25 protein-coding genes and 2 tRNA genes are annotated in these 24730 nt (G+C 58.4%); 17 read left to right on the top strand and 10 right to left on the bottom strand.

The features are described from left to right. Window positions 1-100 precede the first annotated feature (100 nt). From WG939_RS02805 to WG939_RS02815, 3 genes are read left to right on the top strand one after another with little or no spacing between them, the layout of a single operon-like run. The gene (locus WG939_RS02805) at window positions 101-514 is read left to right on the top strand and encodes a DUF4307 domain-containing protein (protein WP_339982210.1); all 414 of its coding nucleotides are present in this window, start codon (window positions 101-103) and stop codon (window positions 512-514) included. Window positions 515-566: 52 nt separating this feature from the next. Further along, window positions 567-1091 carry a transcription elongation factor GreA gene (greA, locus tag WG939_RS02810; protein WP_339982212.1) on the top strand — a complete coding sequence of 175 codons (525 nt, stop codon included), beginning with the start codon at window positions 567-569 and terminating at the stop codon, window positions 1089-1091. A 6-nt stretch (window positions 1092-1097) separates the two neighbouring features. Next, complete coding sequence (locus WG939_RS02815; RefSeq protein ID WP_339982214.1) at window positions 1098-1478, top strand: hypothetical protein; 381 nt, start codon at window positions 1098-1100, stop codon at window positions 1476-1478. Window positions 1479-1529: 51 nt separating this feature from the next. Here the strand turns inward: WG939_RS02815 and WG939_RS02820 are convergent, their stop codons facing one another. Next, the gene (locus tag WG939_RS02820; protein WP_339982217.1) at window positions 1530-2366 is read right to left on the bottom strand and encodes a Bax inhibitor-1/YccA family protein; all 837 of its coding nucleotides are present in this window, start codon (window positions 2364-2366) and stop codon (window positions 1530-1532) included. A gap of 176 nt (window positions 2367-2542) precedes the next feature. On the opposite strand from WG939_RS02820, the gene WG939_RS02825 reads away from it, so the two are divergent. After that, window positions 2543-2854 carry a TM2 domain-containing protein gene (locus tag WG939_RS02825; RefSeq protein ID WP_339982220.1) on the top strand — a complete coding sequence of 104 codons (312 nt, stop codon included), beginning with the start codon at window positions 2543-2545 and terminating at the stop codon, window positions 2852-2854. Window positions 2855-3051: 197 nt separating this feature from the next. Next, window positions 3052-3597, top strand: a complete 546-nt coding sequence (locus tag WG939_RS02830) for a hypothetical protein (RefSeq protein WP_339982222.1) — start codon at window positions 3052-3054, stop codon at window positions 3595-3597. A 27-nt stretch (window positions 3598-3624) separates the two neighbouring features. On the opposite strand, the gene WG939_RS02835 is transcribed toward WG939_RS02830, so the two are convergent. The 6 genes from WG939_RS02835 to WG939_RS02860 form a co-directional block, all read right to left on the bottom strand. Then, window positions 3625-3698: transfer RNA gene (locus WG939_RS02835), tRNA-Leu, on the bottom strand. 80 nt (window positions 3699-3778) lie between these two features. After that, window positions 3779-4729 (bottom strand): Ppx/GppA phosphatase family protein, encoded by a 951-nt coding sequence (locus tag WG939_RS02840; RefSeq protein ID WP_339982225.1) that lies wholly within the window; start codon window positions 4727-4729, stop codon window positions 3779-3781. Continuing rightward, window positions 4730-5284, bottom strand: a complete 555-nt coding sequence (locus WG939_RS02845) for a DUF501 domain-containing protein (protein WP_339982227.1) — start codon at window positions 5282-5284, stop codon at window positions 4730-4732. 12 nt (window positions 5285-5296) lie between these two features. After that, on the bottom strand, window positions 5297-5836 hold the full coding sequence (locus WG939_RS02850) for an FtsB family cell division protein (RefSeq protein WP_339982229.1): 540 nt from the start codon (window positions 5834-5836) through the stop codon (window positions 5297-5299). A gap of 464 nt (window positions 5837-6300) precedes the next feature. Further along, a complete protein-coding gene (gene eno, locus WG939_RS02855; protein WP_339982231.1) occupies window positions 6301-7575 on the bottom strand; it encodes a phosphopyruvate hydratase in 1275 nt (424 codons plus the stop codon). Between the two features lie 113 nt (window positions 7576-7688). Then, complete coding sequence (locus tag WG939_RS02860) at window positions 7689-8477, bottom strand: lytic transglycosylase domain-containing protein (protein WP_339982234.1); 789 nt, start codon at window positions 8475-8477, stop codon at window positions 7689-7691. 126 nt (window positions 8478-8603) lie between these two features. Here WG939_RS02860 and WG939_RS02865 point away from each other — a divergent pair, with 126 nt between their 5' ends. After that, window positions 8604-8984 carry a hypothetical protein gene (locus tag WG939_RS02865; protein WP_339982237.1) on the top strand — a complete coding sequence of 127 codons (381 nt, stop codon included), beginning with the start codon at window positions 8604-8606 and terminating at the stop codon, window positions 8982-8984. 25 nt (window positions 8985-9009) lie between these two features. Here the strand turns inward: WG939_RS02865 and WG939_RS02870 are convergent, their stop codons facing one another. After that, window positions 9010-9444 carry a MazG nucleotide pyrophosphohydrolase domain-containing protein gene (locus WG939_RS02870; protein WP_339982240.1) on the bottom strand — a complete coding sequence of 145 codons (435 nt, stop codon included), beginning with the start codon at window positions 9442-9444 and terminating at the stop codon, window positions 9010-9012. A gap of 154 nt (window positions 9445-9598) precedes the next feature. Here WG939_RS02870 and WG939_RS02875 point away from each other — a divergent pair, with 154 nt between their 5' ends. Together WG939_RS02875 and WG939_RS02880 are read left to right on the top strand one after the other, a co-directional pair. After that, a complete protein-coding gene (locus WG939_RS02875; RefSeq protein ID WP_339982242.1) occupies window positions 9599-11122 on the top strand; it encodes an amino acid permease in 1524 nt (507 codons plus the stop codon). Window positions 11123-11170: 48 nt separating this feature from the next. After that, the gene (locus WG939_RS02880) at window positions 11171-11596 is read left to right on the top strand and encodes a hypothetical protein (protein WP_339982244.1); all 426 of its coding nucleotides are present in this window, start codon (window positions 11171-11173) and stop codon (window positions 11594-11596) included. Between the two features lie 25 nt (window positions 11597-11621). On the opposite strand, the gene mfd is transcribed toward WG939_RS02880, so the two are convergent. Together mfd and WG939_RS02890 are read right to left on the bottom strand one after the other, a co-directional pair. Further along, window positions 11622-15209 carry a transcription-repair coupling factor gene (gene mfd / locus WG939_RS02885; RefSeq protein ID WP_339982634.1) on the bottom strand — a complete coding sequence of 1196 codons (3588 nt, stop codon included), beginning with the start codon at window positions 15207-15209 and terminating at the stop codon, window positions 11622-11624. 17 nt (window positions 15210-15226) lie between these two features. After that, window positions 15227-15832, bottom strand: a complete 606-nt coding sequence (locus WG939_RS02890) for a TetR/AcrR family transcriptional regulator (RefSeq protein ID WP_339982247.1) — start codon at window positions 15830-15832, stop codon at window positions 15227-15229. Between the two features lie 79 nt (window positions 15833-15911). Between WG939_RS02890 and WG939_RS02895 the strand changes: the two genes are divergently transcribed. The 9 genes from WG939_RS02895 to WG939_RS02935 all read left to right on the top strand — a co-directional run bounded on the left by WG939_RS02895 (window position 15912) and on the right by WG939_RS02935 (window position 24509). Then, window positions 15912-15983 (top strand) — tRNA-Gln (locus WG939_RS02895). A 533-nt stretch (window positions 15984-16516) separates the two neighbouring features. Then, complete coding sequence (locus WG939_RS02900; protein ID WP_339982249.1) at window positions 16517-17221, top strand: hypothetical protein; 705 nt, start codon at window positions 16517-16519, stop codon at window positions 17219-17221. Window positions 17222-17485: 264 nt separating this feature from the next. Then, window positions 17486-18286, top strand: coding sequence for a carboxypeptidase-like regulatory domain-containing protein (locus WG939_RS02905; RefSeq protein ID WP_339982251.1), 801 nt, complete (start codon window positions 17486-17488; stop codon window positions 18284-18286). 73 nt (window positions 18287-18359) lie between these two features. Beyond that, on the top strand, window positions 18360-19568 hold the full coding sequence (locus tag WG939_RS02910; RefSeq protein ID WP_339982254.1) for an MFS transporter: 1209 nt from the start codon (window positions 18360-18362) through the stop codon (window positions 19566-19568). Between the two features lie 156 nt (window positions 19569-19724). Then, the gene (locus WG939_RS02915) at window positions 19725-19994 is read left to right on the top strand and encodes a hypothetical protein (RefSeq protein ID WP_339982257.1); all 270 of its coding nucleotides are present in this window, start codon (window positions 19725-19727) and stop codon (window positions 19992-19994) included. Between the two features lie 106 nt (window positions 19995-20100). After that, on the top strand, window positions 20101-21555 hold the full coding sequence (glmU, locus tag WG939_RS02920; protein WP_339982259.1) for a bifunctional UDP-N-acetylglucosamine diphosphorylase/glucosamine-1-phosphate N-acetyltransferase GlmU: 1455 nt from the start codon (window positions 20101-20103) through the stop codon (window positions 21553-21555). 11 nt (window positions 21556-21566) lie between these two features. After that, the gene (locus WG939_RS02925) at window positions 21567-22544 is read left to right on the top strand and encodes a ribose-phosphate diphosphokinase (protein WP_339982261.1); all 978 of its coding nucleotides are present in this window, start codon (window positions 21567-21569) and stop codon (window positions 22542-22544) included. A 201-nt stretch (window positions 22545-22745) separates the two neighbouring features. Then, window positions 22746-23717, top strand: coding sequence for an LLM class flavin-dependent oxidoreductase (locus WG939_RS02930; RefSeq protein WP_339982636.1), 972 nt, complete (start codon window positions 22746-22748; stop codon window positions 23715-23717). Window positions 23718-23873: 156 nt separating this feature from the next. Next, entirely contained in the window at window positions 23874-24509 is a 636-nt protein-coding gene (locus tag WG939_RS02935; protein WP_339982264.1) for a 50S ribosomal protein L25/general stress protein Ctc, read from the top strand. The last annotated feature ends 221 nt before the right edge of the window (window positions 24510-24730 follow it).

Raw genomic sequence — 24730 nt, forward strand, 5'->3', positions numbered from 1 at the left:
CGTGTCCGCTTTCATCGTAGTCCTGCGAGGTTAAGAATCGCCAAGTCCGCCTGTATCCTTATGTGAGGCATCGACGTTTTTCTTCTCAAGTGAGGTATTCATGGCTACTCCTTCCGCGACGTACGGCGAACCGACCAAGCGTGGCGTGGTTGGCCCCATCATTGCGATCGGCGCAGTGCTCTTCGTCATCGCCCTGGCAGTGGTGGCATTCCAGTACTTCCAGAAGATCAACGCCGTCGACGTCTCCGCCACCACCGCGGGTTACGAGCTTGTCGACGACCAAACCCTCCGCGTGAAGGTCGACGTTTCTCGGGACGACCCGGAGAAGCAGGCCTACTGCATCATTACCTCGATGAACTACGACAAAGCTGAAGTCGGTCGACGCGAATTCGTCATTGAACCTGGCGGTGCTTCGACGCAGCGCTTTGAAGTAGACATCCCGTCGCGCGATGTGCCAGTGGCTGGCAAGGTATACGGGTGTTCTAGCAAACTACCTGCCCACCTGGCGCAGTAATCCGCTGTGCTAAAATTCGGGCACTAACGAATCTTAAGAAGGGGCTTCCACCATGGCTGAGAACAAGCAGTACATCACTCCGGAAACCAAGGCAAAGCTGGAAGAAGAGCTGAACGCTCTTATCGCGCACCGCCCAGTGGTGGCAGCTGAAATTAATGAGCGTCGCGAAGAAGGCGACCTCAAGGAGAACGCGGGCTACGACGCAGCTCGTGAAATGCAGGACCAGGAAGAGGCCCGCATCAAGCAGATCTCCGAGATCCTCGCTAACTCCACCACCGAGCGCGCAGGCATCGAAGAGGGCGTCGCCCACGTCGGTTCCGTTGTTCACGTCTACTACAACGGCGACAAGAACGAGAAGGAAACCTTCCTGATCGGTACCCGCGCCGCTGCTTCCGAGAACCCAGACCTGGAGACCTACTCCGAGCAGTCTCCACTGGGCGCCTGCATCCTCGGCGCTAAGGAAGGCGAGACCCGCGAATACCAGGCTCCAAACGGCGCAACCATCTCCGTGACCCTGGTTTCTGCTGAGCCTTACAACTCTGAAAAGGCTACTCGCCTGCGCGCTGAGAAGAACTAATTCCTCGTGCATACGTGGCTTCGTGCCATCGCGGTTGTGTCATCCGCGGTGGCACTTTCTGCTTGCAGCCCCTCGTTGGAGAATGATTCCGACAAGAAGATTGACACGGCAGTTGAGGTGACTGCGACAGCCGTCGCAAAGCCTGGCTACATTGATTGTTTCGGCACCCCTACCGTCCAGCCAAGCAGGCTGTCCTTGGACTGTATTCACGACGTATCCCGCCTCGAAGACATCACGTGGGAGTCCTGGGATGAGGAAGGTGCGCGGGGTTCCGGGACGCTACACTCCCCTTTTGATGAGCCTCGCCAGGTGAGCGTGGTCCTGGAGTCACCAGTGGGTGAATCTTTCACTGACCTTTATGTTGATGAAGAGCTCGCTTATCCCTAAGACGAAAATGGCCCCTCACGAGGAGGGGCCATTGGTGTTTCAAGGGAACGATTAGTCGCGCAGGATGGACAGCAGGCGCAGGATCTCGGTGTACAGCCACACTAGGGTCACTGCCAGGCCGAGAGCGATACCCCACGCCATCTTGGCAGGAGCGCCAGCGCGAACCATCTGGTCAGCAGCATCGAAGTCCTGCAGGAAGCTCAGGGATGCGAGCACGATGCAGATGAGGGAGAAGCCAATCGCCATTGGGCCGTCGCCACGCAGCGGGTTGAAGTCGAAGAAGATCGCGGAGACGAGGTTGCCCAGGGAGAGGAACAGGACACCCACGAGGGCGGCGGTCATGAAGCGGGTGAACTTCGGGGTCACGCGGATGACGCCAGCCTTGTAGACCCACAGCATGCCAACGAACACACCGATCGTAGCCAACACAGCTTGGCCAACCATGCCAGCGTTGGTGCCAGCGAACATGAGGGTGAGGCCACCGACGAACAGTCCCTCAAAAACCGCGTAGGAAATAGTAAGCGGAGCGGAACCCCACTTCTTGCCAAAAGTTGCGATCAGTACGGTTACCAGCCCACCGATCATGCCCACCATCATTGCTACGAAAGCGATCATTGGGGAAACAAACAGGCCGATTCCGTAAACCGCAGCGGCGAGCACGGCGATGATGCCCAAGACGATGCTGGTCTTGGAAATGACATCGTCAACAGTCAGGGCGCGGTCACCAGCAGGTGCAACGCCACCCATCGGCGTGCCATAAGGGGCGCCGTAGCCAGCCTGTCCATAGTTATTCTGGCCGTACTGGCCATAACCGGCCTGGCCGTACTGCTGGCCAGCTGCAGTCTTGGTCTTGGTCAGGGAACTAAAAACAGGGTTGCTGCTTCGCACTTAACCCAGTCCTTTCACACTAATTCTTTCAAAGTCGTCACTCCGCATGAGCGGAGCACTCGATTAATACAACGCAGTTGGTAGCAAGAAAGTTCCCGCACGGGAATTTTCTTTAACGAGCGGGAACTATCACTTCAACATATTCTTTTCATCAACAGAAATAAGGAGAATGTGTCATGAGCCTAGAGACCCGCGCAGCAGCGTACGAAGTTTACGAAAAAGACCGCCTCAAAGGCTGGATAGCTTGGACCCTATGGTTCTTCCTTGGAGGCTTCGGTGGACACCGCTTTTACATGGGCCACACGTCAATCGGTCTCGCTATCGCAGCACTCACCCTACTCACCGGCCTCGGCCTCATATGGTCGCTCATCGACGCCTTCTTCCTCAATGAAGCCCTACGCAAACAAAACCGGATCCGCTGGAACCTGATCGCCCGTGGCTTCCAGATTTCAGAAAAGCCAGTGCCAGCAAGCGCTTCGCACTTTTAGCATTCCACTGGTCGATCAATCCGTTAGACGTAGGCAAAAGGGGGACTTTCAGGGGGGCAGAAACGTGCTTCAGAACCTCTACCAATCTAGGGTATGTTTGTTCAGCTAAGTAGCATCTCAATCGCCGATAAATTAACTCCTTGAAATCTAATTTTCATTGCCGAGTCAAAGCGGTACATCTACGAACGGATCCCGACATGAAACGACTTTGGTCTGTCGCAGCACTCCCCCTGCTCCTCGTGGGCTGCAGCAGCACTGATTCACAGCCAGCACCAACTACGGTCACTGTGACCTCATCGAGCGCTGAATCTTCAGCTACAACAACTCCTTCGGCCTCGGAATCCACAACCAGCGCAGCACCCGAGACCGTCCAGACATCGAGCTCTGTAGAGCAGGCGGTACCTGTTGCGCAGCAAGAACCATACGTTGTCGAATGCCTCGAAGGTGTCCCAGGTCCTGCTCGATGGTCTGACGGTACGATGCGCCACAGTCAGTGGTGCTGGGAAACTCGTGGCGGCGCCGCATACGCCGAGGCTGAAAGCAATGCAGGCCTCCCCAACCCAGCCACCATCCCGTATGCAGACGGCGGCACTTGCCCGGCCGCAATTTGTGGCTATGGCCATGACGAATACGGAAATCGCAACCCTTCGAGTGGCGAAATCCAAGCAAAAGACGGGTGCGATAAGGGATACATCACAGACCCAGAACTCTGCGCTGCAGTGGCCCATATCAAGGTGCCATAGAGGTGCCTTTAACTAGGCAAATAGTTGTGCCCCCAGTCGGACTCGAACCGACACTGAATGGATTTTAAGTCCACTGCCTCTGCCAATTGGGCTATAGGGGCTGGCGTAACCCCCAGGAGCTTAAGCGCTCGATCCAAGAGTTACCCAACTAGAGTAATCGACTCTAGGGCGTGGCAATTAATTAGGGTGCCACTAGCCCTGCGACGATGCCGTCGAGGATGTCTTTTTCGGAAATGATGAGGGTTCGCACGTCGGTGAGGTCGGAAATCATGTCCATGATCCCCTCAACGACTACGGATCCTCCGCCGATGACGTCGGCACGCCCAGGGTGCATGACCGGGTGCGCTGCACGCTCAGCTGCAGAGTTTGCGATGAGCGAGCTGGTCAGCACTCGTGAGGCTTCCAAGCGCAGCTCCGAGCCATGGATGTGGGATGGGTCGTAGGTTTCCAGACCTTGTGCGATCGCCGAGATCGTGGTGAATGTGCCGGCAACTCCCACGAACGTATCGGCTGCGGCGATGGGGACGTTGGCTTGGACGTCGATAAGGCGCTCAGCAACGTACTCGCGCGCCGCCTGCACCTGCTCTGGGGTCGCGGGGTCGGAGGTCATGATGCGTTCGGTGAGGCGCACGCAGCCCATCTGCGCCGAGTGCGCTCCAAGGATGGTGCCGTCGCGCTTGCCGACGACGAATTCCGTTGACCCGCCACCTAGGTCTATGACGCATACGGTTTCGCAGGAAGCGGGGAGGTCAGCGACAGCGCCACGGAAGGACAGCTGCGCCTCCTCTTCCCCACTGATCTCCTCGGCTTTGGCACCGGGGATGACCTCGCCGAGCAATTCAGCGGTCATGTCGATGAAGTCTTGGCGGTTCGCAGCATCACGGGTAGCCGAGGTAGCGACCATACGCAGTGCGACTACACCTTCACGCTTCATAATTTCCACGAATTCCGCAAGCGCGACGCGTGCACGAACGATCGCATCATCGGAGATCCGTCCCGTGGCGTCAACGCCCTGGCCGAGGCGCACGATCTTCATGCCACGGTAGATGTCCGTGAACTCGCCGTCAGAGTAGTCAGATACCAACAAACGGATCGAGTTCGTGCCGCAGTCGACGGCAGCAACGCGCGCCATCTACTTGACCTCCGCGTGGGTGAAATCAAAGTTAGCGAGGTCGATTCCGAGCTGCTCGCAGGTCGGCCAATCCTCCGGGATCGCGGTGCCACGCAGGTGAGCGTGCTCGGCAGCCATCGCAACTGCTTCAGTTCCGAATCGCACGCGGTCCGGGCCTTCTGCCAGTGCGTACGCCATCAAAACGTGCAGGCACTTGACGCGATCAGGCATTCCGCCTCCGGAAAACTCGGTGCCCAGGTCTTCCATTTTGTTTCGCTCCGCGAGGAAATGCTCGTGGGCCTGGCGGTAATCCTCCTGCAGTTCCTCATCCTGGGCGAGGCGCTCCTGCATCCACTTCATCACGTGGGCGACTTCGAGTCGTGAAGCTTCAGCCGTCAGACGCGGCTCCGTCAAGTAGTAAAGCGTTGGGAAGGGAGTGCCATCCTCGAGTCGCGGGCGCGTCTTCACGACGGCAGGCTGACCATCCGGCGTCGTGTAAGAGATTTCAACGACACCGCGAGGTTCCCTACCGAGCTGCTCGGCGACGGCTGCAAGTTGAGCTTCAGATACAGTCATGAAGCTATTGTGTCATGGCTGGGGAGGAGCCGGCTCCACTGGCAGCTTCATTTCAGGAGTTTGTGGCGTTTCCTCAACCTCTTGGACCGGCGAAACCACCGCTCCCCACATGGTGTCGTACCACGCCTGTGGCTCCTGCGTAGTCTCCGTCGACTTAGTGGTGAGGGAATCTTCCTTGCTCATCCCTGGATCAAGGATGCGGAACGGCACCTCTCCAGGCGCGATTACACCCAAACGGTTACGCGCCTGCTCGTTCAAATACGCCTTGTTCTTATACCGATCAAGCTCGCCCAACAGCTCTTCTTTGCGCTGCTGCTTCTGAGCAATCGCCTGATTGACTTCCTTGATCTCATTGCGCTGCTCGAAGTAATTACGTAGCGGAAGCGCAATAGACAGCAGCAACACGATGAAAACTACCGCGAGCACAATCAGCTCAACAGTTCCTACCCGAGCATTCTTCAGATTCGGAAAATTGGCAGACGAAACTTTCACGTTCGACCGGCGGTTTTTCACCGGGACGCGATTCTTCGAGCTCTTTGATGTCAGTGCCATTGCTTAACTACTTTAACCCCTTGCGCCACACAAGTTTTGGGGCCACGCTACATCGGGTGGCAGGTTTTGTGTTTTGAACTGATGCTTCGAGGAAGTTGATGCTTGGTGGCAGCCAAATCTGCCCCCCCTCCAAACGGGCTTAGGTGGCTTGAAACAGGCCTACCAGGGTGCAAATTCTTCCCGGCAGCCAAATCTGCACCCTCCAAACGGGCTTAGGTGGCTGGAAACAGGCCTACCAGGGTGCAAATTCCTCCCGGCTGCCAAATCTGCGCCCTCCAAACGGGCTTAGGTGGCTTGAAACAGGCCTACCAGGGTGCAAATTCCTCCCGGCAGCCAAATCTGCCCCCTCCAAACGCTCCAAAGCAACCCAAAACAGGCCTACCAGGGTGCAGATTCGACATCGCCTCCATCAAAAGCAAAAAGCCCAACCCCAACGGGGCCGGGCTTAAATGTCTAGCTAGCGCTTACTTGAAGCGAGGGAATGCGGAGCGACCTGCGTATACAGCAGCCTCGCCGAGCATCTGCTCGATGCGGAGGAGCTGGTTGTACTTGGCAACGCGCTCGGAACGAGCTGGTGCACCGGTCTTGATCTGGCCACAGTTGAGTGCAACTGCGAGGTCAGCAATGGTGGTGTCCTCGGTCTCGCCGGAGCGGTGGGACATCATGGTGCGGTAGCCGTTGCGGTGAGCGAGCTCGACTGCGTCGAAGGTCTCGGTCAGGGTGCCGATCTGGTTGACCTTCACCAGCAGAGCGTTAGCTGCCTTCATCTCGATGCCCTTGGCCAGGCGCTCAGGGTTGGTGACGAAGAAGTCGTCGCCAACGATCTGAACCTTGTCGCCGATGGCAGCGGTGAGGGCGACGTAGCCCTCCCAGTCGTCTTCCTGCAGTGGGTCCTCGATGGAGACGATTGGGTACTCGGCGATGAGCTGCTCGTAGACCTTTGCCATCTCCTCAGCGGTGTGCTCGCCACCCTCGAAGTGGTACTTGCCGTCCTTGAAGAACTCGGAGGATGCAACGTCGAGTGCCAGGGCGACATCTTCGCCGACCTTGTAGCCAGCCTTCTCGATTGCCTCAACGATGAGGTCAAGTGCAGCCTTGGTGGACTCAACGGAAGGAGCGAAGCCGCCTTCGTCGCCGAGGCCGGTGGACAGGCCCTTTTCCTTGATGACGGACTTGAGGGTGTGGTACACCTCAGCGCCCATACGGAGTGCCTCTGCGAAGGTCTCGGCACCGATTGGGGCGATCATGAACTCCTGGACGTCAACGCCGGAGTCAGCGTGTGCGCCACCGTTGAGGATGTTCATCATTGGTACTGGCAGGACGTGTGCGTTAGGGCCGCCGATGTAGCGGAACAGTGGCAGGCCAGCGGAGTCAGCTGCAGCCTTAGCAACTGCCATGGAGACGCCGAGGATTGCGTTTGCGCCGAGACGGGACTTGTTTGGGGTGCCGTCGAGGTCGATCATGGCCTGGTCGATGGCGCGCTGGTCGTCAGCCTCGAAGGCAGCGAGTTCGTCAGCGATCTCTTCGTTGACAGCCTCAACAGCCTTCAGGACACCCTTGCCCTGGTAGCGGTCGCCGCCATCACGCAGTTCGTGAGCCTCGTGAGCACCGGTGGATGCACCAGATGGAACACCTGCCTGGCCGTGTGCCATGTCATCGAGGATGACCTCTGCTTCGACGGTTGGGTTGCCACGGGAATCCATGATTTCACGAGCGAAAACGTGCATGATCTCAGCCACTGTTGGCCTCCTAAGTGCTTTAAGGAAAATCTGTTGTCGGCAGTGAACTAGTCACTCCTTGTCTTCAATTGTGGCACGAATTTCCGATGCCAGCCACGAACACCCCTAAATGCCTAATAGGCCGGCTGGTTCAGCGCATATGCGGCCGCAGCGTCGCGGACATCGGCAATGTATTTGTCCGATTGGTTGTAGGAGTGAATCGCCTTCGTCCACCCCTCAGGAGTTGCCAGGTCACGACCATTTGAGCACAGCAAATTTGCTGCCGAGAGCGCGGCATCGTCGATGTTGTGAGGGTCGGCTTTGCCGTCGCCACTGGCATCAAGGCCGAAGCGCTTCCAGGATTCTGGGATGAATTGTAGGGGGCCCACCGCACGATCATGCTCGCTATCGCCGTCGATAAGCCCGCCGTCGGTGTCGCCGATGTTGGCGAAACCGGGCGAGCCATCCAGCTTCACACCGTAAATTGGGGGCTTGACGACGCCGTCGGAGTCAATCGAGGCTCCTTCGAAAATCTTTCCCGTGTAGGTGCCGTGGCGGGTTTCCACTTGGGCAAGTCCAGCGATGGTGTTCCACCGCAGATGGCAGTTTGGCCAGCTTTGCTGTGCAATGAGCTCGGCGTTGCCATATGCCTGCAGCGCTGCTGGGGAGACATCTAGTTGCTTGGATAGTGGCTCGGCCCAGAATCCGAGTTTGAGGGAGGTTCGGCCTGGCGCGTTGACGTCGATGTGTGGGACTTCAGCAGCGCCAGCCGGGGGAACATCATCCGGCACAGCGACGCGGGGGCGCAGCGGATTCGGGGCATGCATTGCCGAAAGTACCCACCCAACCAGGGCGATCACCATGATGATCGCCAGGAGTGTGGCACATCCGCACCCAAATGCTTTACGCGCTCCAGAACCCATAGCTGACAATGTTAACGCCCGATGGCGATGCTAGCCGTTCCGACACTTCCCCATTTACCCCTTGCGCAACTTCAGTCACTTTCGTACCATCTTAGGTAAACTTTGGCCCCCGAAAATGAGGACAACATGCGCAAGCTTCTCGCCGGAATTATCACCGTCGCACTCACGGCCGGACTCAGCACCACCGCCCAGGCGTCCCCACTCAGCATTAATTACCTAGCCACCGCAGACTGCGGCACTCTGAAGACCACGCTTACCAGCCTCAACTTGGTTGTGGGACCAACCACTAAGTCCCAGCTTGCGGAAAAGGTGAAGGTTTCCAGCATCGACGTTCTCGCTGGACTAGGAATGACCGGCGCGGATGCCCAAATGCTCGCCAGCAAGACTGCGGTCGACGTTTCCAACCGCGCCCTGGAGTGCGGAATCGTTTCTGAGGATCCAAAGGTCATGGGATCAATTGAAATCCCAACCCAGCTGGCAGATTTAAAGATTATGCTTTCGAATTAACAGACCACGCCGACGGCCTCGCTGACTACTCGCGGGGCCGTTGTGCTTTTTCTTGGGCTTTCCCCTCGGCCCACAAACGCTCCTGCTCGGCAATCGAAATGATGCCATCGCCTTCTTCAAAGAGATATGGGGCACGGCTTCTCATTTTGGAAACGAAGGCTGCCGCCACGTCATCAAGATCGAATGAGTCCCGTCTGCGCGCAAGCTCCGCATGAAAGAGGACCTGGAGCAAAATGTCGGAAAGTTCTTTGAGGAGATTATCTTCGCTTGCGTCGTCGTCAAGCTCGCGGACCGCTTGTTCAAATTCGACAACCTCCTCACGCAAGTACGGCAGCAGTGAGCGATGATCCATACTGCGTTCCCACTCGCCAATTTGCAGCGCACGCGCCATGACCCATTGCGCCTCAAGCAGAGATTGCCCCCGAATTTGGGTACCCGATTCAGGGAAAACGCCTTCCATTAAATCCACACTCCTTTTCCTGGCGGTTGATCCCAGCAGGCGGAAAGCCTTAGAAAAGCCTTATAGACATAACCGAATTGAATTTAATACGGCTTGAAGTCAGAAAGATCTGCTTAATTACAAGTAGAAGATCTTCATCGGCTCGGGCTACTCTATGCCGGTGACTACCACGACGAAAGCACAAACAACAGTGAACAACACTGATACCAATAACAATACGGTCCGGATGTGGACCCTCGTGTCCCTCATCATCGGGTCCACGGTCGGCGCGGGTATTTTCGCGCTGCCGCAGCAAGCGGCCTCCGTGGCGGCTCCTGGCCCAATGCTCATTGGCTGGGCCATCGCCGGTGTCGGCATGCTCTCCATCGCCTTCGTATTCCAGGCCCTTGCGGTTCGCAAACCACATCTGGATTCGGGCGTCTACTCCTATGTCCGCGCTGGCCTCGGTGACTTCGTCGGCTTCGCCTCCGCATGGGGATATTGGCTCGGATCTGTGATTGCTCAGGTCGGCTACGCCACGCTCTTCTTCTCCACCCTGGGGCACTATGTCCCTTTCTTCAGCTCGGACAACCGCCTGACCAGCGCTATCGCCGTGTCTGTTCTGACGTGGGTCATCTTCTTCATGCTCACCCGTGGCGTGAAGCAGGCGGCAATCATGAACGTCGTGACCACCGTGGCAAAGCTGCTCCCAATTTTCGCCTTCTTAATCCTCGTTGCTTTCGTCGGATTCAGCTGGGACAAGCTGACCTTTGATTTCTGGGGCGAGAACTCGGGCACCGGCTCCGTCATCGACCAGGTTAAGGGCATGATGCTCTTCACCGTATGGACCTTCATCGGCGTCGAAGGCGCCTCCGTCTACTCCAAGCAGGCCCGCACCCGTAAGGACGTCGGCCGCGCCACCCTGATCGGCTTCTTCTCGGTCCTCGCTCTCCTCGTCTCCGTGACGACGCTGTCCTACGGCGTCCTCACCCAGGAAGAGCTCGCAGCGCTTGGCGACGACTCCCTGGCAGCCGTCCTCGAAGCCACTGTGGGTCCTTGGGGTGGCATGCTCGTCTCCGCCGGCCTGTGCATCTCTGTCCTCGGCGCCTACGTTTCCTGGCAGATGCTCTGCGCCGAGCCGATCGCACTGATGGCCTTCGACGGCTTGTTGCCTAGGAAGATGGGCCAAATCAACAGCAACGGCGCGCCATTCGCAGCTCAGCTCATCTCCACGATCGTGATCCAGGCCTGCGTCATCGTGTTCTTCATGAACGAGACCACCTACACCTTCATGGTCCAGCTCGCGACGATCATGTACATGCTGCCTTACGTCTTCTCCTCCCTCTACCTGCTCCTTCTGGCAACCCGAGGCAAGGGAATCACGCACCCACACGCGGGCACGCGTTTCGACGACTCCGGCCCGGAAGTCACCCAACAGGAAAACCGCAAGCACCTGTTCATCGCCATCGTCGCGTTCATCTACTCCCTGTGGCTGTTCTACGCAGCCGACCCACGCTACCTGTTGCTGGGCGCGCTGCTCGTCATCCCAGGCCTGTTCCCTTACGTGTACCAGCGCATCAAGAACGGCGATAAGTGGTTCAACACCTTCGAATGGGTCATCGTGGCCATGGTGATCCTCGGCTCCATCTACGCCGTCTTTGGCCTGAGCACTGGATCTTTGAGCTTCGCCTCCTCCTAAGTCTTGAATTCCCTGAAACCTGGTTCCGCTTCATGTAGCTTTCAAAGCATGAAGAAGAACCAGGTTTTTGCGATGTTTGCGTCGGCCGTTGTCTCACTGGCCCTCGCTCCAAGTGCTCATGCCGATGCCATCTTGCCAGGTGGAATCTCCAGCCATCTGCCCGAGAATGAACAACGCCAGATCATCGAGGATCCGCTTGGCGCGGCGTTGTATCAGAGTTCTTCCTTGTCGACCAATGCACTTCATGCTCAAGTGGGAGCTGCAGCCTTCGCGTCCTTCTACTCCACCGGAAACCTCTCCCCTGCCTGGCAGTATTCCGGAGCCGCCGCCGATGCCGCCCGATGCGCAGACGCCGTTTCCATGTCAAGCAACAACAGCTATGTCCGCTTCCTAGCGGCCATGGGTTGCATCCTGCCGAACCCTGGGCTCGCTGGCGCTCTTAACAACCAGTTCCGCCAGACTGGGCACTTTTAGCTCACCGCGTTAGTCCACAGCGGCATTAACTAATTGAAATCACCCGCTTGTTTTCCGACTTTCCGCCGGTAACCGAAACTGGCGCTACGTCGAACATTTGGGCAACGAAGTCGGCGAGCCATTGGACGAGCTCAATATCGCGAAGTTGTGGGTCGGAGATTCGCTTCCCCGCCTTCGGGAAGGAAATCTGGATCGCCTGAGCTGCCGCACGATACGTCGCGCCCGGGAAAAGACGCTTGAGACGAACCTGCTTCGAGTCCGGCAGTTCCACGGGGTGGACCTTGATGCGGGTGCCTTGAACTGCAATGTCGGTGAGTCCGGCCGAGCGCATCACGTGACGCAGGCGTGCCACAGCCAGGAGTCGAGACACCTCGACTGGGATCGGACCGTAGCGGTCTTCCATTTCCTCCACCGCGAGCACCAGGTCCGACTCGGAAGTGGAAGTCGCAAGCTTGCGGTAGACCTCAAGACGCAGGCGCTCGGAGTTGATGTATCCCTCCGGGATGTGTGCGTCGACCGGCAGGTCGACGCGGATTTCGCGAGGCTCCTTGTCCGTCGCGTCTAGCACCTTGCCGTCGGCCATGGCTCGGAACGCTTCCACTGCTTCGCCGACGAGGCGAACGTATAGGTCAAAGCCCACGCCCGCGATATGACCAGACTGCTCAGCACCCAGGACGTTGCCGGCACCGCGCATTTCCAGGTCTTTCATGGCCACGGCCATACCGGCACCAAGATCGTTGTTTTGAGCGATCGTGGCGAGGCGGTCATAGGACGTTTCGGTGAGAGTGGAGCCCTTCGGATAAAGGAAGTATGCGTAGCCGCGTTCACGGGAACGTCCCACACGTCCGCGCAGCTGGTGAAGCTGCGACAGGCCCATGTGGTGTGCATTTTCCACGATCAGTGTGTTGGCGTTGGAGATGTCCAGGCCCGTCTCCACGATGGTCGTGCACACGAGGACGTCGTATTCGCGGTCCCAGAATCCCTGCACTGTTTGTTCCAAAAGCTCTTCGGACATCTGGCCATGCGCGACAACGACACGAGCCTCGGGTACCAGGTCTCGGATTTCCCGGGCTTTCTTCTCAATGGAAGAGACCTTGTTGTGGACATAGAAGACTTGTCCGTCGCGAAGCAGCTCGCGCCTAATAGCCGCCGCGACCTGCTTGTCTTCCTGCGCGCCCACATACGTGAGTACCGGGTGACGGTCCTCCGGCGGGGTGAGGATGGTGGACATTTCGCGGATGCCCGCCATGGACATTTCCAGGGTGCGTGGGATCGGTGTCGCGGACATGGTGAGCACGTCGACGGCGGTGCGGAGGGCCTTGATATGCTCCTTGTGCTCCACGCCGAAGCGCTGCTCCTCGTCCACAATCACAAGTCCGAGGTTCTTCCACTGCACGCCTGTTTGCAGGAGACGGTGCGTGCCGATGACGATATCCACCTCACCGGAGAGCAAACCTGCCAGGGTTTCCTTGGACTCGCGCCCCGGCGTGAAGCGGGACAACCCACGGATGGTGACTGGAAAACCATCCATGCGCTCTTCGAATGTGGCCAAGTGCTGCTGTGCGAGCAGCGTGGTTGGAACCAGCACGGTAACTTGTTTACCGTCCTGAACGGCTTTGAACGCGGCACGCACAGCCACTTCGGTTTTGCCGTATCCGACGTCGCCAACGATCACGCGGTCCATCGGCACCGGCTTTTCCATATCCGCCTTCACCGCATCGATGGCGAGCATCTGATCTTCGGTTTCCACGAAGGGGAAGTTGTCTTCCATTTCGTGTTGCCACGGCGAATCCGGCGCGAACGCGTGGCCTGGTGCGGACTGTCGCTTGGCGTAGAGTTCCACCAGCTCACCGGCGATTTCCCGCACAGCGGCGCGGGCCTTCTTCTTGGTGTTCTTCCAATCGGAACCGCCCATCTTGGACAGGGTCGGTTTCTCGCCACCCACGTACTTGGACAGCATGTCGAGCGCGTCCATCGGAACATAAAGTTGGTCGGCGGGGCCGCCACGTCGGGAAGGCGCGTATTCCAGCACCAGGTATTCGCGGCGTGAGGTTTCATCGCCGGCCTTGATGGTACGTTCGGTCATCTTCAGGAAGCGACCGATGCCGTGCGTCTCGTGAACCACCAGGTCACCGGGTTTGAGGGCCAGTGGGTCAACGCGGTTGCGCTTGCGGGCAGGTCGACGCTTGGCGCCCGCAATATCACCGACGCGGTTACCAGTGAGGTCAGTTTCCGTCACTACAACCAGCTGAGGACCAGGGAAAACGAGACCATTGTGCGCGAGCGCCTGGTACAGCGTCACCTCGCCCTCAGATGGCTGCCAGCCAGGTGTGGCCACCTTGGTAGGGATGCCTTTTTCCTTGAAGCGCTCCGACATGCGCTTGATCGCGCCAGCCGCTGGGGCAACATAGGCAGCCCGTCCCCCACCGTTGACATGCGCAAGCAGCAGCGCCATGAGCTGGTCAATCTCTTTCAGATCACCGCGCGGTGCTGGGGCTGCCTCAAACTCAAGCGGCAGGGTTTCCTCATCTGAAGCGAAAAGCATGCCCGGGGGTGCAAAGGTCCACACGCGGTCCCTTGTGAGGAGCGATTCGAAGGATCGGTAGGAGCTAGCGTCCAGATCAAGGCCCTGACCTGCGATAGGCCCATCCGCCCCCATCGCGGCAGCTTCCCAACCTGCAGCCAAGAATTCCGCATCGGTTGCTTGCAGATCCGAAATTCGCGTGCGAATTTTCTCCGGATTCATCAGCACCACGTGCGTTTCCGTGGGCATGAGCTCTGGCAACGTGGTGAGCGGCGTATCGACCAGCGCCGGAATCAGCGCCTCCATCCCGTCTGCAGGCTGCTTCTCGCTGATCTTGGTCAGCAGCTCCGCGAGCGCCGCGTTGCCAGTGTGTTGCACGGCCAGGTCGGCTGCCCGCTTTGCGACGTCATCGGTAATCAACAACTCACGAGCAGGGAAAATATCGACAGATTCAAAATCCATCTCAGGGATTGCGCGTTGATCGGCAACCGCGAACGCGCGAATATCTGTGACTTCGTCACCCCAGAATTCGAGGCGAACGGGGTGCTCCGCGGTCGTTGGGAAGACGTCGATGATGCCACCACGGGTCGCGAAATCACCCTTGCGAGCAACCATGTCCACGTGGTTGTAGGCGCGGAATACGAGCGCTTCGCTCAGTTCAGAAAAGTCGTAGTCTTGACCTTTCTCAATGGTGAGCGCTTCGCGGCCTTCGGCCGTCGATAAGAGCGGTTGGCAGTAACCACGCGCCGCAGTGACCACGACCTGCAGTTTGTCCAGGTTGTGCAGCACTTCTGCGCGCTTACCCACGGTGTCGAGGCCGGGGCTCAGGCGTTCGTGCGGCAGGGTTTCCCAGCTCGGGAACCACGCCACTTTATCCCCCAGCATCGCCTTCAACTCGGCGGTGAGGTCTTCAGCCTCGCGGCCAGTGGCAACCACGGCGAGCACCGGGGTGCGCTGGGCGAGCGCGCCGATCGCCCAGGGGCGAGCCTGGTCGAGGGCAGTGATGTGCAGGCGCGGCTCCCCCACATTTTCCAGCAAGCCCTTGATTTTTGGGTCGCGACCTGCGGTTTTTAGTAGTCCAGCCAGCATTGGCGCTTCGGACTTGTTCACTGCTCTCCTAGGGTTGGGTGCTTTTCCAAACGTGCTAAACCATTCCAGCACAGATTAACGATGTGGCTGGCCACTACCTCTTTACTCGGCTCGCGAACGTCCAGCCACCACTGGGCCGTGCCCGAAATCATGCCGACCAGCGCCTGACCGTACAGCACCGCAAACTCTGGCTCATAGCCACTCTTCTCGAAGGCTTTGCCCAGGATGTGGGAGACCTGAGCGACTGTGTCATTAAGAAGGGTGGAATAGGTGCGAGTTTTGCCCGGTGTCATGTCTCGCACCAAGATCTGGAAGCCGTCCGGGTGCTCCTCAATAAAGCTCAGCAACGCCAGCACCGCCTGCTCAATGCGCACCCGATAGCTTCCCGACGCCAAGGAGCTCGTAATCGTCTGCTCTAGCGCCTGCATATCCCGATCAATCACCACCGCATACAGGCCCTCTTTGCCACCAAAGTGCTCATACACCACAGGCTTAGACACGCCCGCGCGGGCAGCAATTTCCTCCACACTGGAGGCCCCGAACCCCTTTTCGGCGAACACTGACCTGCCGATTTCAACCAGCTGCTCGCGACGCTGCTTCCCCGTCATGCGCTTGACACTCATGCTCTAAACCATAGTTGACACCCTGTTATTTGTTTCCGACAGCTTTCATGTAAAGTCTCTTTACACAGCTGCGCTGTGGTTCCCCATGGTGTAATTGGCAACACTCCGGTTTTTGGTACCGTCATTCTAGGTTCGAGTCCTGGTGGGGAAGCTTTTTGAAGGCCCGTCTTTGGACGGGTCTTTTGGTTGTTTTTGTCTCTTTGTTCCGGAGGAAGTTGGCCCTTGATACAGATTCCTCCGGTCTTTTCGTCACCGACCTGCAAGTTCAGAGTCAAAACACGGAGGGATTCGCAGTCGGGTTATCAATCCCTCCGGGCAAAACACGGAGTTGACCGATAGCGACAGGCTGACTCCAGCAACACCCGGGGGAATGTGCCTCCGATTCAAAATTCCTCACCTCAACGACAAGACGACCTGTGGTTTTAGTTCCAAATCCCGGAGAAATCTGTTCCTGACATCAAATTCCCCCTCCCAGGCTCCAAAAACTACTTCTTTAAGTCAAACCACAGAAAGAGCGGGATTGTTTTCACTGTTCAGACAATGCCACGTCCAACTGATTCAATCCTCCTGAAGTACAAACTGTGAATTAAATAAGCCAGTAATGACAAATTCACACATATGTGATTTCATTCTGAATAGACAATTCGCTTTTTGACTCCCTATCACCCATTTAGGAGAACTTCCGTGAAGCTCAACCGCCGCATCGCTGCTACCGCAGTCGCATTCGCAATCGCTACCTCCGGCACCGTCACCCCCGCAGTAGCTCAGACCGTTACCTGCACCGTCTCCGAGGAGCAGGCCCTCGCCGCACTGACGTCACAAACCGGCAAGACCATCGAAGAGCTGGCAGCCCTTTGGGTTGCAGGTGAAATCAAGATCCTGACGCCAGTCACCGAAACCACCACATCCGCAACGATCTCCATTTCCGGCGTTGAGTACACCATCACTGTCACCCCTTCTTGCACCACCGCCCCAACCACCTCCACGGTGACCGAGACCGTTACCCCAGCTCCAGGTTCTTCCCTGACCGATAAGGACTCTGAACTCGCTGGCGCTGCTGGACTCGCGGCCTTGGCACTTGGTGCAGTTGCACTGAGCTCCGGCGGCTCTTCCGAGGGCTCCTCCCAGAAGTCCGAAGAGAAGAAGCCAGAAGCTCCAAAGACCACCGAAGCAGGCACACCGCAAAAGGGCATCGATTCTGACGCTCCACAGAAGGGCATCGACCCAGCTAAAGCCCCTAAGGCTGAAAAGGCCCCCGCAAAGGGCGAGAAGAATCGTGGCATGCTCGCCTCTACCGGCGCCACCTACCCAGCAACCCTCGGCGCAATCGCCGTACTGCTGACCATCGCTGCAGGCTCGATCGTTGCGATCCGCCGTCGCGAAGCTTAAGGCTTATCGAGGCCAGCCCCAGCCAAACGGCTGGGGCTTTTGCATTCCCATCAACCTTTTAGAATCCCCCCCCGAAACCTACCCCCACGCAATTTTGCGACAAATGTGACAATCGCAACAAAACTAGAGGTTATGACCGGCATCACTTTTGCAGCCAAAAGGTTTGTTGACGTGAACTTATTGATAAGCACTGACAGTAAACGGTCAGAATGTCAGACTTGTTCCTGATATTTCACGTTCTCTAATCAATTGGTAGGAGTCACCTTGAAGATCCGTAACACTGCAATGGCTGCCTTCGCGGCACTGTCCATCGCGACTGCATCCATCTCCCCTGCTGCCGCTCAGACCCCAGGTTTCGATCCGATCCCAGCATGTGCTGGCTCCGAATACGTTGTGACCGTCTCCGGCGTTGATGCAACCACTGTGACCCTGACCAACGTTCCAGACGGATTGGTTGAGAAGAGCCGCACCGCGACCACGATCACCTACGAGGTCACCAAGCCACTCACCCCGGGCACCAAGTACACCGTTACTGCCTCTGCCCCAGGTGTGCGGACCGGCACCATCGAACTCATCGTCGCCGATGTACCAGCAGACGGCTGCCCGAACGTTGTCCCAACCGGCACCGCCGCTCCAACCACCACCGCCGCTCCAACCACTACCACCGAGGCTGGCCTCCCAGGTTCCTCTGACGGCGGTTCCAAGCTGGCCGCACTCGTCGGCGTCGGCGCCCTCGCTCTCGGCTCTGCAGCCCTGAGCTCCGGCGGTTCCTCTGAGGGTGGCGCTCAGCAGTCTGAGGAGAAGAAGCCTGAGGCTCCTAAGGCTCCAGAGGCTGGCGCTCCACAGAAGGGCATCGATCCAAACGCACCTCAGAAGGGCATCGACCCTAACGCTCCACAGAAGGGTATCGACCCAGCTAAGGCTCCGGCACAGGCCCCAACTAAGGCCAAGGACCGTGGCATGCTCGCCTCCACCGGCACCACCTACCCAGCAACCCTCGGCGCAATCGCCGTACTGCTGACCATCGCTGCAGGCGCAATCTTCGCAGCACGCCGTCAGGCATAGTATAGGAACACTCAAAGGAAAGCCCCAGCTCACCCAGCTGGGGCTTTCTGCATAGCGCTATGGTGGAGGGCAAATGAATCCTCACGAAGATTTCAATGCCCGCAGGTTTATTGGCGCCAACGGTTTGCAAGCTATCGGCGATCAAGTAGTCGCAGCCAAGACCGTTCTCCCCTACCTATTACATATTGCAGGTACACCTGCGTTCTTTAGCGCTTTCCTCGTCCCGATCCGAGAATCGGGTTCCATGCTGCCCCAGGCGGCGCTCACGCCGTGGGTTGTTCGTCAAAAGAGCCGTACCCGGATTTGGGTCATCGGATCCATCGTTCAGGGCTTGGCCTCTGCGGGAATCGGTGCAGCCGTACTCACCTTGAAATCGGTGGCGCTGGGCATTGCCGTCGTCACGCTGCTCGGCGTGTTGGCAGGTGGCCGCGCGCTGTGCTCGATCGCCTCGAAGGATGTGCAGGGCCTCACCATTTCAAAGGGACGCCGAGGTCAGATCACCGGCACAGCGACTATGGTTGGCGGAATCTCCGTGGTCGCCATTGGCGCGACCCTGATGGCGCTGGGCAAGAATCCTCCCGTTCCGGTGCTGATCGGGTTGATTTTCGCCTCTGCGGTGGCCTGGATTGCCGCTGGCCTCATCTTCGGGACGATCCGCGAACCGATTCCCGAAGAAAAAGAATCGGCGCCCAACAACTGGGTCAAGGACTCATGGTCGCTGATTAAAGAGGACAAGCCCTTCCGCACCTTCGTCATCGTCAGGTCCCTTCTCCTCGTCTCCGCGCTTTCCCCAACCTTCCTGGTGATGCTCGCACCCAGCAGCCTGGGCTCCTTCCTCCTCGCCACCGGCATCGCATCGATCGTCGCCGGCAGGATCTCCGGCAAGTGGGCCGACCAGTCGTCCAAGGACCTGATGCGCCACAGCGCCCTCACCGCATCGATCGTCATCCTGCTGGCCGTAGGCAACGCCCGCTGGCTTTCCGATGACCTCAATGCCTGGCTTCTTCCGATCGAATTCTTCGCCATCCACCTGATCCACACCGCGATCCGCGTTGGCCGCAAGACCTACGTCGTCGATATGGCGGAGGGCGAAAAGCGCACCCGCTACGTGGCCGTCGCAAACACAGCGATGGGCGTGATTTTGCTGATCACCGGCGTTGTCTCGGGCGCCATCGCCCACTTTGGCCCGCACGCCGCGCTTGTCTTCCTCGCCGCGTTGGGTATCGCCGGCGCGATCATGGCCCGCCAGCTTGCCGACGTCAGTCACCCACCATCCGCGTGAAATAAAGCCTTCGATTGTCCGCACCTTCATCCACACTTTAACGAGTGACTTTTAAGAACCGAACGGCCGGCACAATCCTGTCGGCTTTCCTTGTGTACGGAACCCTTTCTCCCGCATTTGCGCCCGTGTCTTTCGAAGTTTGATCCTTACTCAGAAGTGACGGTGACCGGCCTTCCTGATGGCCTGGCCTATGACTCAGCTACTCGAACCATCCCTGGTTCCGCCAGCGTTTCTGGTGATTTCACGGTGTCCGTCGTGGCGAACGGGCCAACCAGCGCGCAGGCGCCAGTTGTACCACTGCATGTCAACGAGGGCAGCTACATGAACGAGCCTCCCCTTCCTCCGAAAGACACCTCGTTCCTCAGCACACTATTTAGCGCCCTGGCAGACATTTTCCAGGCCCTTTTCAAGGCTTTGGGGCTGTAGTTTCAGCATATCTTTAACTTTCGGCTGGCCTACACCACCGGCTACAACTCGGCTGCGGTAAATTTGTAGGAGTACAAAATACGCCGTCGTCGAAGATCGGAGATCCATGGCCAACGCTGTTGCCGTTGTCATTCTCGCTGCTGGTGCAGGAACGCGCATGAAGTCCGCCAAGCCAAAGATGCTGCACGAAGTTGCAGGTCGCACCATGCTCGCCCATGCTCTGCATGCTGCGTCTGAGTTGGACCCAGCTCACTTGATCGCCGTTGTCGGCCACTGCCGCGACCAGGTTATCCCTGCTGTTGCCGCAGAGTCGGAGGTTCTCGGTCACGAGATCAAGACCGCTGTTCAAGAGGAACAAAACGGTACCGGTCACGCAGTTGCTTGTGGACTGGAAGCACTCCCAGCTGATTTCGAGGGCACCGTCGTTGTCACCACCTCGGACGTGCCTATGCTTAGCGGCGATGTCCTCCAGGGACTCGTCGAAAAGCACGGCGCCGACGCTGCTGTTACGGTGCTGACGGCGAATATCGACGAACCAAAGGGCTACGGTCGCATTGTCCGCGATGCAGAGGGCGTCACCGCGATCGTGGAGGAAAAGGACGCCTCCGACGAGCAGCGCCTCATCACCGAGATCAACTCCGGCGTTTACGCCTTCGACGCAGCTCTACTGCGCGAGGCTGTCACCCAGCTCGATACCAACAACGCTCAGGGCGAGTTCTACCTCACCGATGTGGTCGGCATTGCTCGTCGCCAAGGCAAGATCGCCCGTGGTCACATGATCGACGACGCCATGCTCATCGCCGGCGTGAACGACCGCGTGCAGCTGGCAAACATGAACGCCGAGATGAACAAGCGCCTGCGCGAGGCTGCGATGCGCGGTGGCGCCACCCTCATCGACCCAGCATCCACTTTCATCGACGTAGACGTACAGATCGGTCAGGATGTTGTCATTCACCCAGGTACCCAGCTGCGTGGCAAGACGGTGATCGGCAACAACGTTGAGGTCGGCCCGGACACCACCCTGGTCAACGTCACGGTAGGTGACGGCGCTTCCGTCGTCCGCACCCACGCTTTCGACTCCGAGATCGGCCCTCGTGCGAGCGTTGGCCCATTCACCTACCTGCGCCCAGGCACTGTTTTGGGTGAGGAAGGCAAGCTCGGTGGCTTCGTGGAGACCAAGAAGGCCACCATCGGCAAGGGCTCCAAGGTGCCTCACCTGACTTACGTTGGCGACGCCACCATCGGCGAATACTCCAACATTGGCGCTTCCTCCGTGTTCGTCAACTACGACGGCGTGAACAAGCACCACACCACCGTCGGCAGCCACGTTCGTACTGGTTCTGACACCATGTTCATCGCTCCAGTGACCGTGGGTGATGGCGCGTACTCCGGTGCGGGTACAGTGATTAAGGACGATGTCCCGCCAGGAGCTCTCGTCGTTTCCGGTGGACGCCAGCGCAACATTGAAGGTTGGGTCCAGCAGAAGCGCCCGGGCACCGCTGCAGCTGAGGCGGCTGAAGCGGCACTGCGCGAGAAAAACACTAACGAGCAGGAAGGCTAGGCTGCGGCAATATGACTGCACACTGGACCGAAAGCCAGAAGAACCTCATGCTGTTCACGGGTCGTGCGCACCCAGAACTCGGCGAGGCTGTGGCTGAAGAATTGGGCGTTGAGCTCACCCCTATGACCGCACGCGATTTCGCTAACGGCGAGATCTTCGTCCGCTTCGAAGAGTCCGTGCGCGGCTCCGACGCGTTCGTCATCCAGTCCCACACTCAGCCACTGAACAAGTGGCTGATGGAACAGCTCATCATGATCGACGCTCTGAAGCGCGGCTCCGCCAAGCGTATCACCGCGATCCTGCCGTTCTACCCATACGCCCGTCAGGACAAGAAGCACCGCGGCCGCGAGCCTATCTCCGCCCGCCTCGTCGCAGACCTGCTCAAGGCTGCCGGCGCAGACCGCATCGTGTCCGTGGACCTGCACACCGACCAGATCCAGGGCTTCTTCGACGGCCCAGTCGACCACATGCACGCCATGCCAATCCTCACGGATTACATCAAGGACAACTACTCCCTTGAAAACATCTGCGTGGTCTCCCCTGACGCTGGTCGCGTGAAGGTAGCCGAAAAGTGGGCCAACACGCTTGGCGACGCGCCACTGGCTTTCGTCCACAAGACCCGCTCCACTGAGGTGGCAAACCAGGTCGTCGCTAACCGCGTAGTCGGCGATGTCGCTGGCAAGACCTGTGTTCTCCTGGACGACATGATCGACACCGGTGGAACGATCGCCGGCGCCGTCGGAGTCCTCCGCGAAGCTGGTGCTGGCGACGTCATCATCGCCTGCACCCACGGTGTTTTCTCCGACCCAGCTCGCGAGCGCCTCTCCCAGTGTGGTGCTAAGGAAGTCATCACCACGGACACCCTGCCACAGTCCACCGAGGGCTGGGACAACCTGACCGTCCTGTCGATCGCTCCATTGCTGGCACGCACCATCAAGGAGATCTTCGAAAACGGCTCCGTGACCACCCTCTTCGAGGGACAGGCCTAGGCTTTCCGCTTTTAGAACCCGGCTGACGCTGTTGCGCCGCCGGGTTTTCGCTTTGAAGGGGCTCTCGCGCCGCAAAAACCGAGTTTAGGAACCCGAGTTTCGGGTAGGAACGGCTAGGTTTCGTCGTTTTCGCTCCGAAACTCGGGTTCCTAAACTCACCCTTCGCGGAATTTTTACTCACCAACCGTGGTTGTACCAGATATGACGCTCCCCGTATCGATCCTCGATCTTGTCCACGTCCGCCCAGGCACTGATATCAAGGAAGCCATTGCCAACTCGGTGCGCATCGCGCAAGAAGCCGAGAAGCAAGGTTTCAAACGAGTCTGGTACGCCGAGCACCACAACATGCCGACCATCGCATCATCGGCAACGAGTGTGCTCATCGGCCATGTCGCCGACCACACGAAGTCAATCCGCTTGGGCTCCGGCGGCGTCATGCTCCCGAATCACTCCCCTCTCGTGATCGCGGAGCAGTTCGGCACTCTCGCCACGATTCACGGTAATCGCATTGACTTGGGTCTTGGCCGCGCCCCTGGCACCGACCAGATGACCTTGCGCGCCTTGCGTAGGAGTCCGGCGGCTGCCGAGAACTTCCCCGCAGACGTGGTCGAGCTACAAGAATTCCTCGGTACCGGAAACCAGCAGATCAACGCCTACCCAGGCCGCGGCACCAACGTGCCTCTCTATATCCTCGGGTCTTCCCTGTTTGGCGCGCAGTTGGCAGCCAAACTCGGCCTGCCGTACGCCTTCGCGTCCCACTTCGCCCCAACCCATTTGAAGCAGGCTGCGATGGTTTACCGCGACAACTACCAGCCGTCGGAACGCAATCCTGAGCCGTATTTCATCGCGGCACTTAACGCCATCGCGAGCGAGGACGCCGGCGAGGCCATCGAGGAAGCAAACGAGACCTTTGAGCTGCGCGTTCAGGCGCTGGTGGGTAGGAATCGGAAGTTCAGCGAGACGGACAAGCAGCTGCTTATTCAGTCCCCAGCGGCCGATCAGGTCCGGAGTATGTTGCAGTACACGGCCGTCGGCAAGCCCGCGGAAGTAGCGCAGTACTTCCGCGACTTCGCCGCCGAATACCAAGCCGATGAGCTGATCACTACGCTTGCTTCCCCGAACTTGGAAGGTCAGCTCCGCACGGCAACTTTGCTTGGCAAGGAACTGGCGTGATAACATTCTTCCGTCTCGGCGAGGGCACCTAATTTGGGCCGTTATCGACGCGATGGTTTTCACTTCAAGCCTGCGAAAACTCGACGATGACACTGTCCGCGAGTTGGCCGCAGGCTTTTGCTATTGCGGCCTTCTACACAACTATTTGGAGGCACTATGTCTAACCAGGCAATCGCAATTGCAGCTGCACCACGTAAGGAGTTCGGCAAGGGTTTCGCTCGCCGCGCTCGCGTTGCAGGTCTCGTTCCTGCTGTTATCTACGCAAAGGGCTTCGAGCCAGTTCACATCACCATGAACCGCATCGAGTTCACCAAGATCGTTCGTAACCACGGCGTCAACGCTGTCATTTCCGTAGACATCGAGGGCGAGAAGCAGCTTGCCATGATCAAGCACGTCGACCAGAACGTTCTGACCTGGGAGATCGACCACGCTGACCTCCTCGCCATCAAGAAGGGCGAGACCGTTGAGGTTGAGGTTCCAGTCGTTCACGAGGGCAACCCAGCTTCCGGCACCATGCTCATGCAGGAAACCGACACCATCCGCGTTCTCGCAGACGTTATGTCCATCCCAGAAGAGATCGTCGTCTCCGTTGCTGGCAAGGCTGTTGGCGACCAGATCCTCGCTGGCGACATCGCACTGCCTGAGGGCTGCGAGCTTGCCGACGACGCAGAGCTCCTCATGATCAACTTCGTTGCTCCTGAAGACAACGAGGCTGAGGCAGACGAGGCTGCAGAGGCAGCTGGCGTTGTTGAGGATGCTCCAGAGGCTCCTGCTGAGGATTCCGCAGAGTAATTCCAGTCGGATTTGGTAAGGCAAACTGTAGTTTTCAGCCTGTTTTAGGCCCTTTGCTCTACCAAATTCAACACGTTAAAACGCAAAACCGGCCTGGGTGACATACCCGGCCGGTTTTTCATACCCACCTGTCGGATTTGGTGGACCAGATCGACTGTTTGACCCCAATTCCTACGGTTTGCTCCGCCAAATCCGGCATCCGGTTTCTAGTAGCATAAAAG

The sequence above is a fragment of the Corynebacterium sp. H130 genome (assembly GCF_037572395.1).
GTDB lineage: Bacteria > Actinomycetota > Actinomycetes > Mycobacteriales > Mycobacteriaceae > Corynebacterium.

Bases quoted from the DNA above. Each gene is read 5' to 3' on its own strand.
- WG939_RS02805 (WP_339982210.1), top strand. From the start codon at position 101: ATGGCTACTCCTTCCGCGACGTACGGCGAACCGACCAAGCGTGGCGTG.
- greA (WP_339982212.1), top strand. From the start codon at position 567: ATGGCTGAGAACAAGCAGTACATCACTCCGGAAACCAAGGCAAAGCTG.
- WG939_RS02825 (WP_339982220.1), top strand. From the start codon at position 2,543: ATGAGCCTAGAGACCCGCGCAGCAGCGTACGAAGTTTACGAAAAAGAC.
- WG939_RS02830 (WP_339982222.1), top strand. From the start codon at position 3,052: ATGAAACGACTTTGGTCTGTCGCAGCACTCCCCCTGCTCCTCGTGGGC.
- WG939_RS02840 (WP_339982225.1), bottom strand. From the start codon at position 4,729: ATGGCGCGCGTTGCTGCCGTCGACTGCGGCACGAACTCGATCCGTTTG.
- WG939_RS02845 (WP_339982227.1), bottom strand. From the start codon at position 5,284: ATGACTGTATCTGAAGCTCAACTTGCAGCCGTCGCCGAGCAGCTCGGT.
- WG939_RS02850 (WP_339982229.1), bottom strand. From the start codon at position 5,836: ATGGCACTGACATCAAAGAGCTCGAAGAATCGCGTCCCGGTGAAAAAC.
- WG939_RS02860 (WP_339982234.1), bottom strand. From the start codon at position 8,477: ATGGGTTCTGGAGCGCGTAAAGCATTTGGGTGCGGATGTGCCACACTC.
- WG939_RS02865 (WP_339982237.1), top strand. From the start codon at position 8,604: ATGCGCAAGCTTCTCGCCGGAATTATCACCGTCGCACTCACGGCCGGA.
- WG939_RS02870 (WP_339982240.1), bottom strand. From the start codon at position 9,444: ATGGAAGGCGTTTTCCCTGAATCGGGTACCCAAATTCGGGGGCAATCT.
- WG939_RS02875 (WP_339982242.1), top strand. From the start codon at position 9,599: ATGCCGGTGACTACCACGACGAAAGCACAAACAACAGTGAACAACACT.
- WG939_RS02880 (WP_339982244.1), top strand. From the start codon at position 11,171: ATGAAGAAGAACCAGGTTTTTGCGATGTTTGCGTCGGCCGTTGTCTCA.
- mfd (WP_339982634.1), bottom strand. From the start codon at position 15,209: ATGCTGGCTGGACTACTAAAAACCGCAGGTCGCGACCCAAAAATCAAG.
- WG939_RS02890 (WP_339982247.1), bottom strand. From the start codon at position 15,832: ATGAGTGTCAAGCGCATGACGGGGAAGCAGCGTCGCGAGCAGCTGGTT.
- WG939_RS02910 (WP_339982254.1), top strand. From the start codon at position 18,360: ATGAATCCTCACGAAGATTTCAATGCCCGCAGGTTTATTGGCGCCAAC.
- glmU (WP_339982259.1), top strand. From the start codon at position 20,101: ATGGCCAACGCTGTTGCCGTTGTCATTCTCGCTGCTGGTGCAGGAACG.
- WG939_RS02925 (WP_339982261.1), top strand. From the start codon at position 21,567: ATGACTGCACACTGGACCGAAAGCCAGAAGAACCTCATGCTGTTCACG.
- WG939_RS02930 (WP_339982636.1), top strand. From the start codon at position 22,746: ATGACGCTCCCCGTATCGATCCTCGATCTTGTCCACGTCCGCCCAGGC.
- WG939_RS02935 (WP_339982264.1), top strand. From the start codon at position 23,874: ATGTCTAACCAGGCAATCGCAATTGCAGCTGCACCACGTAAGGAGTTC.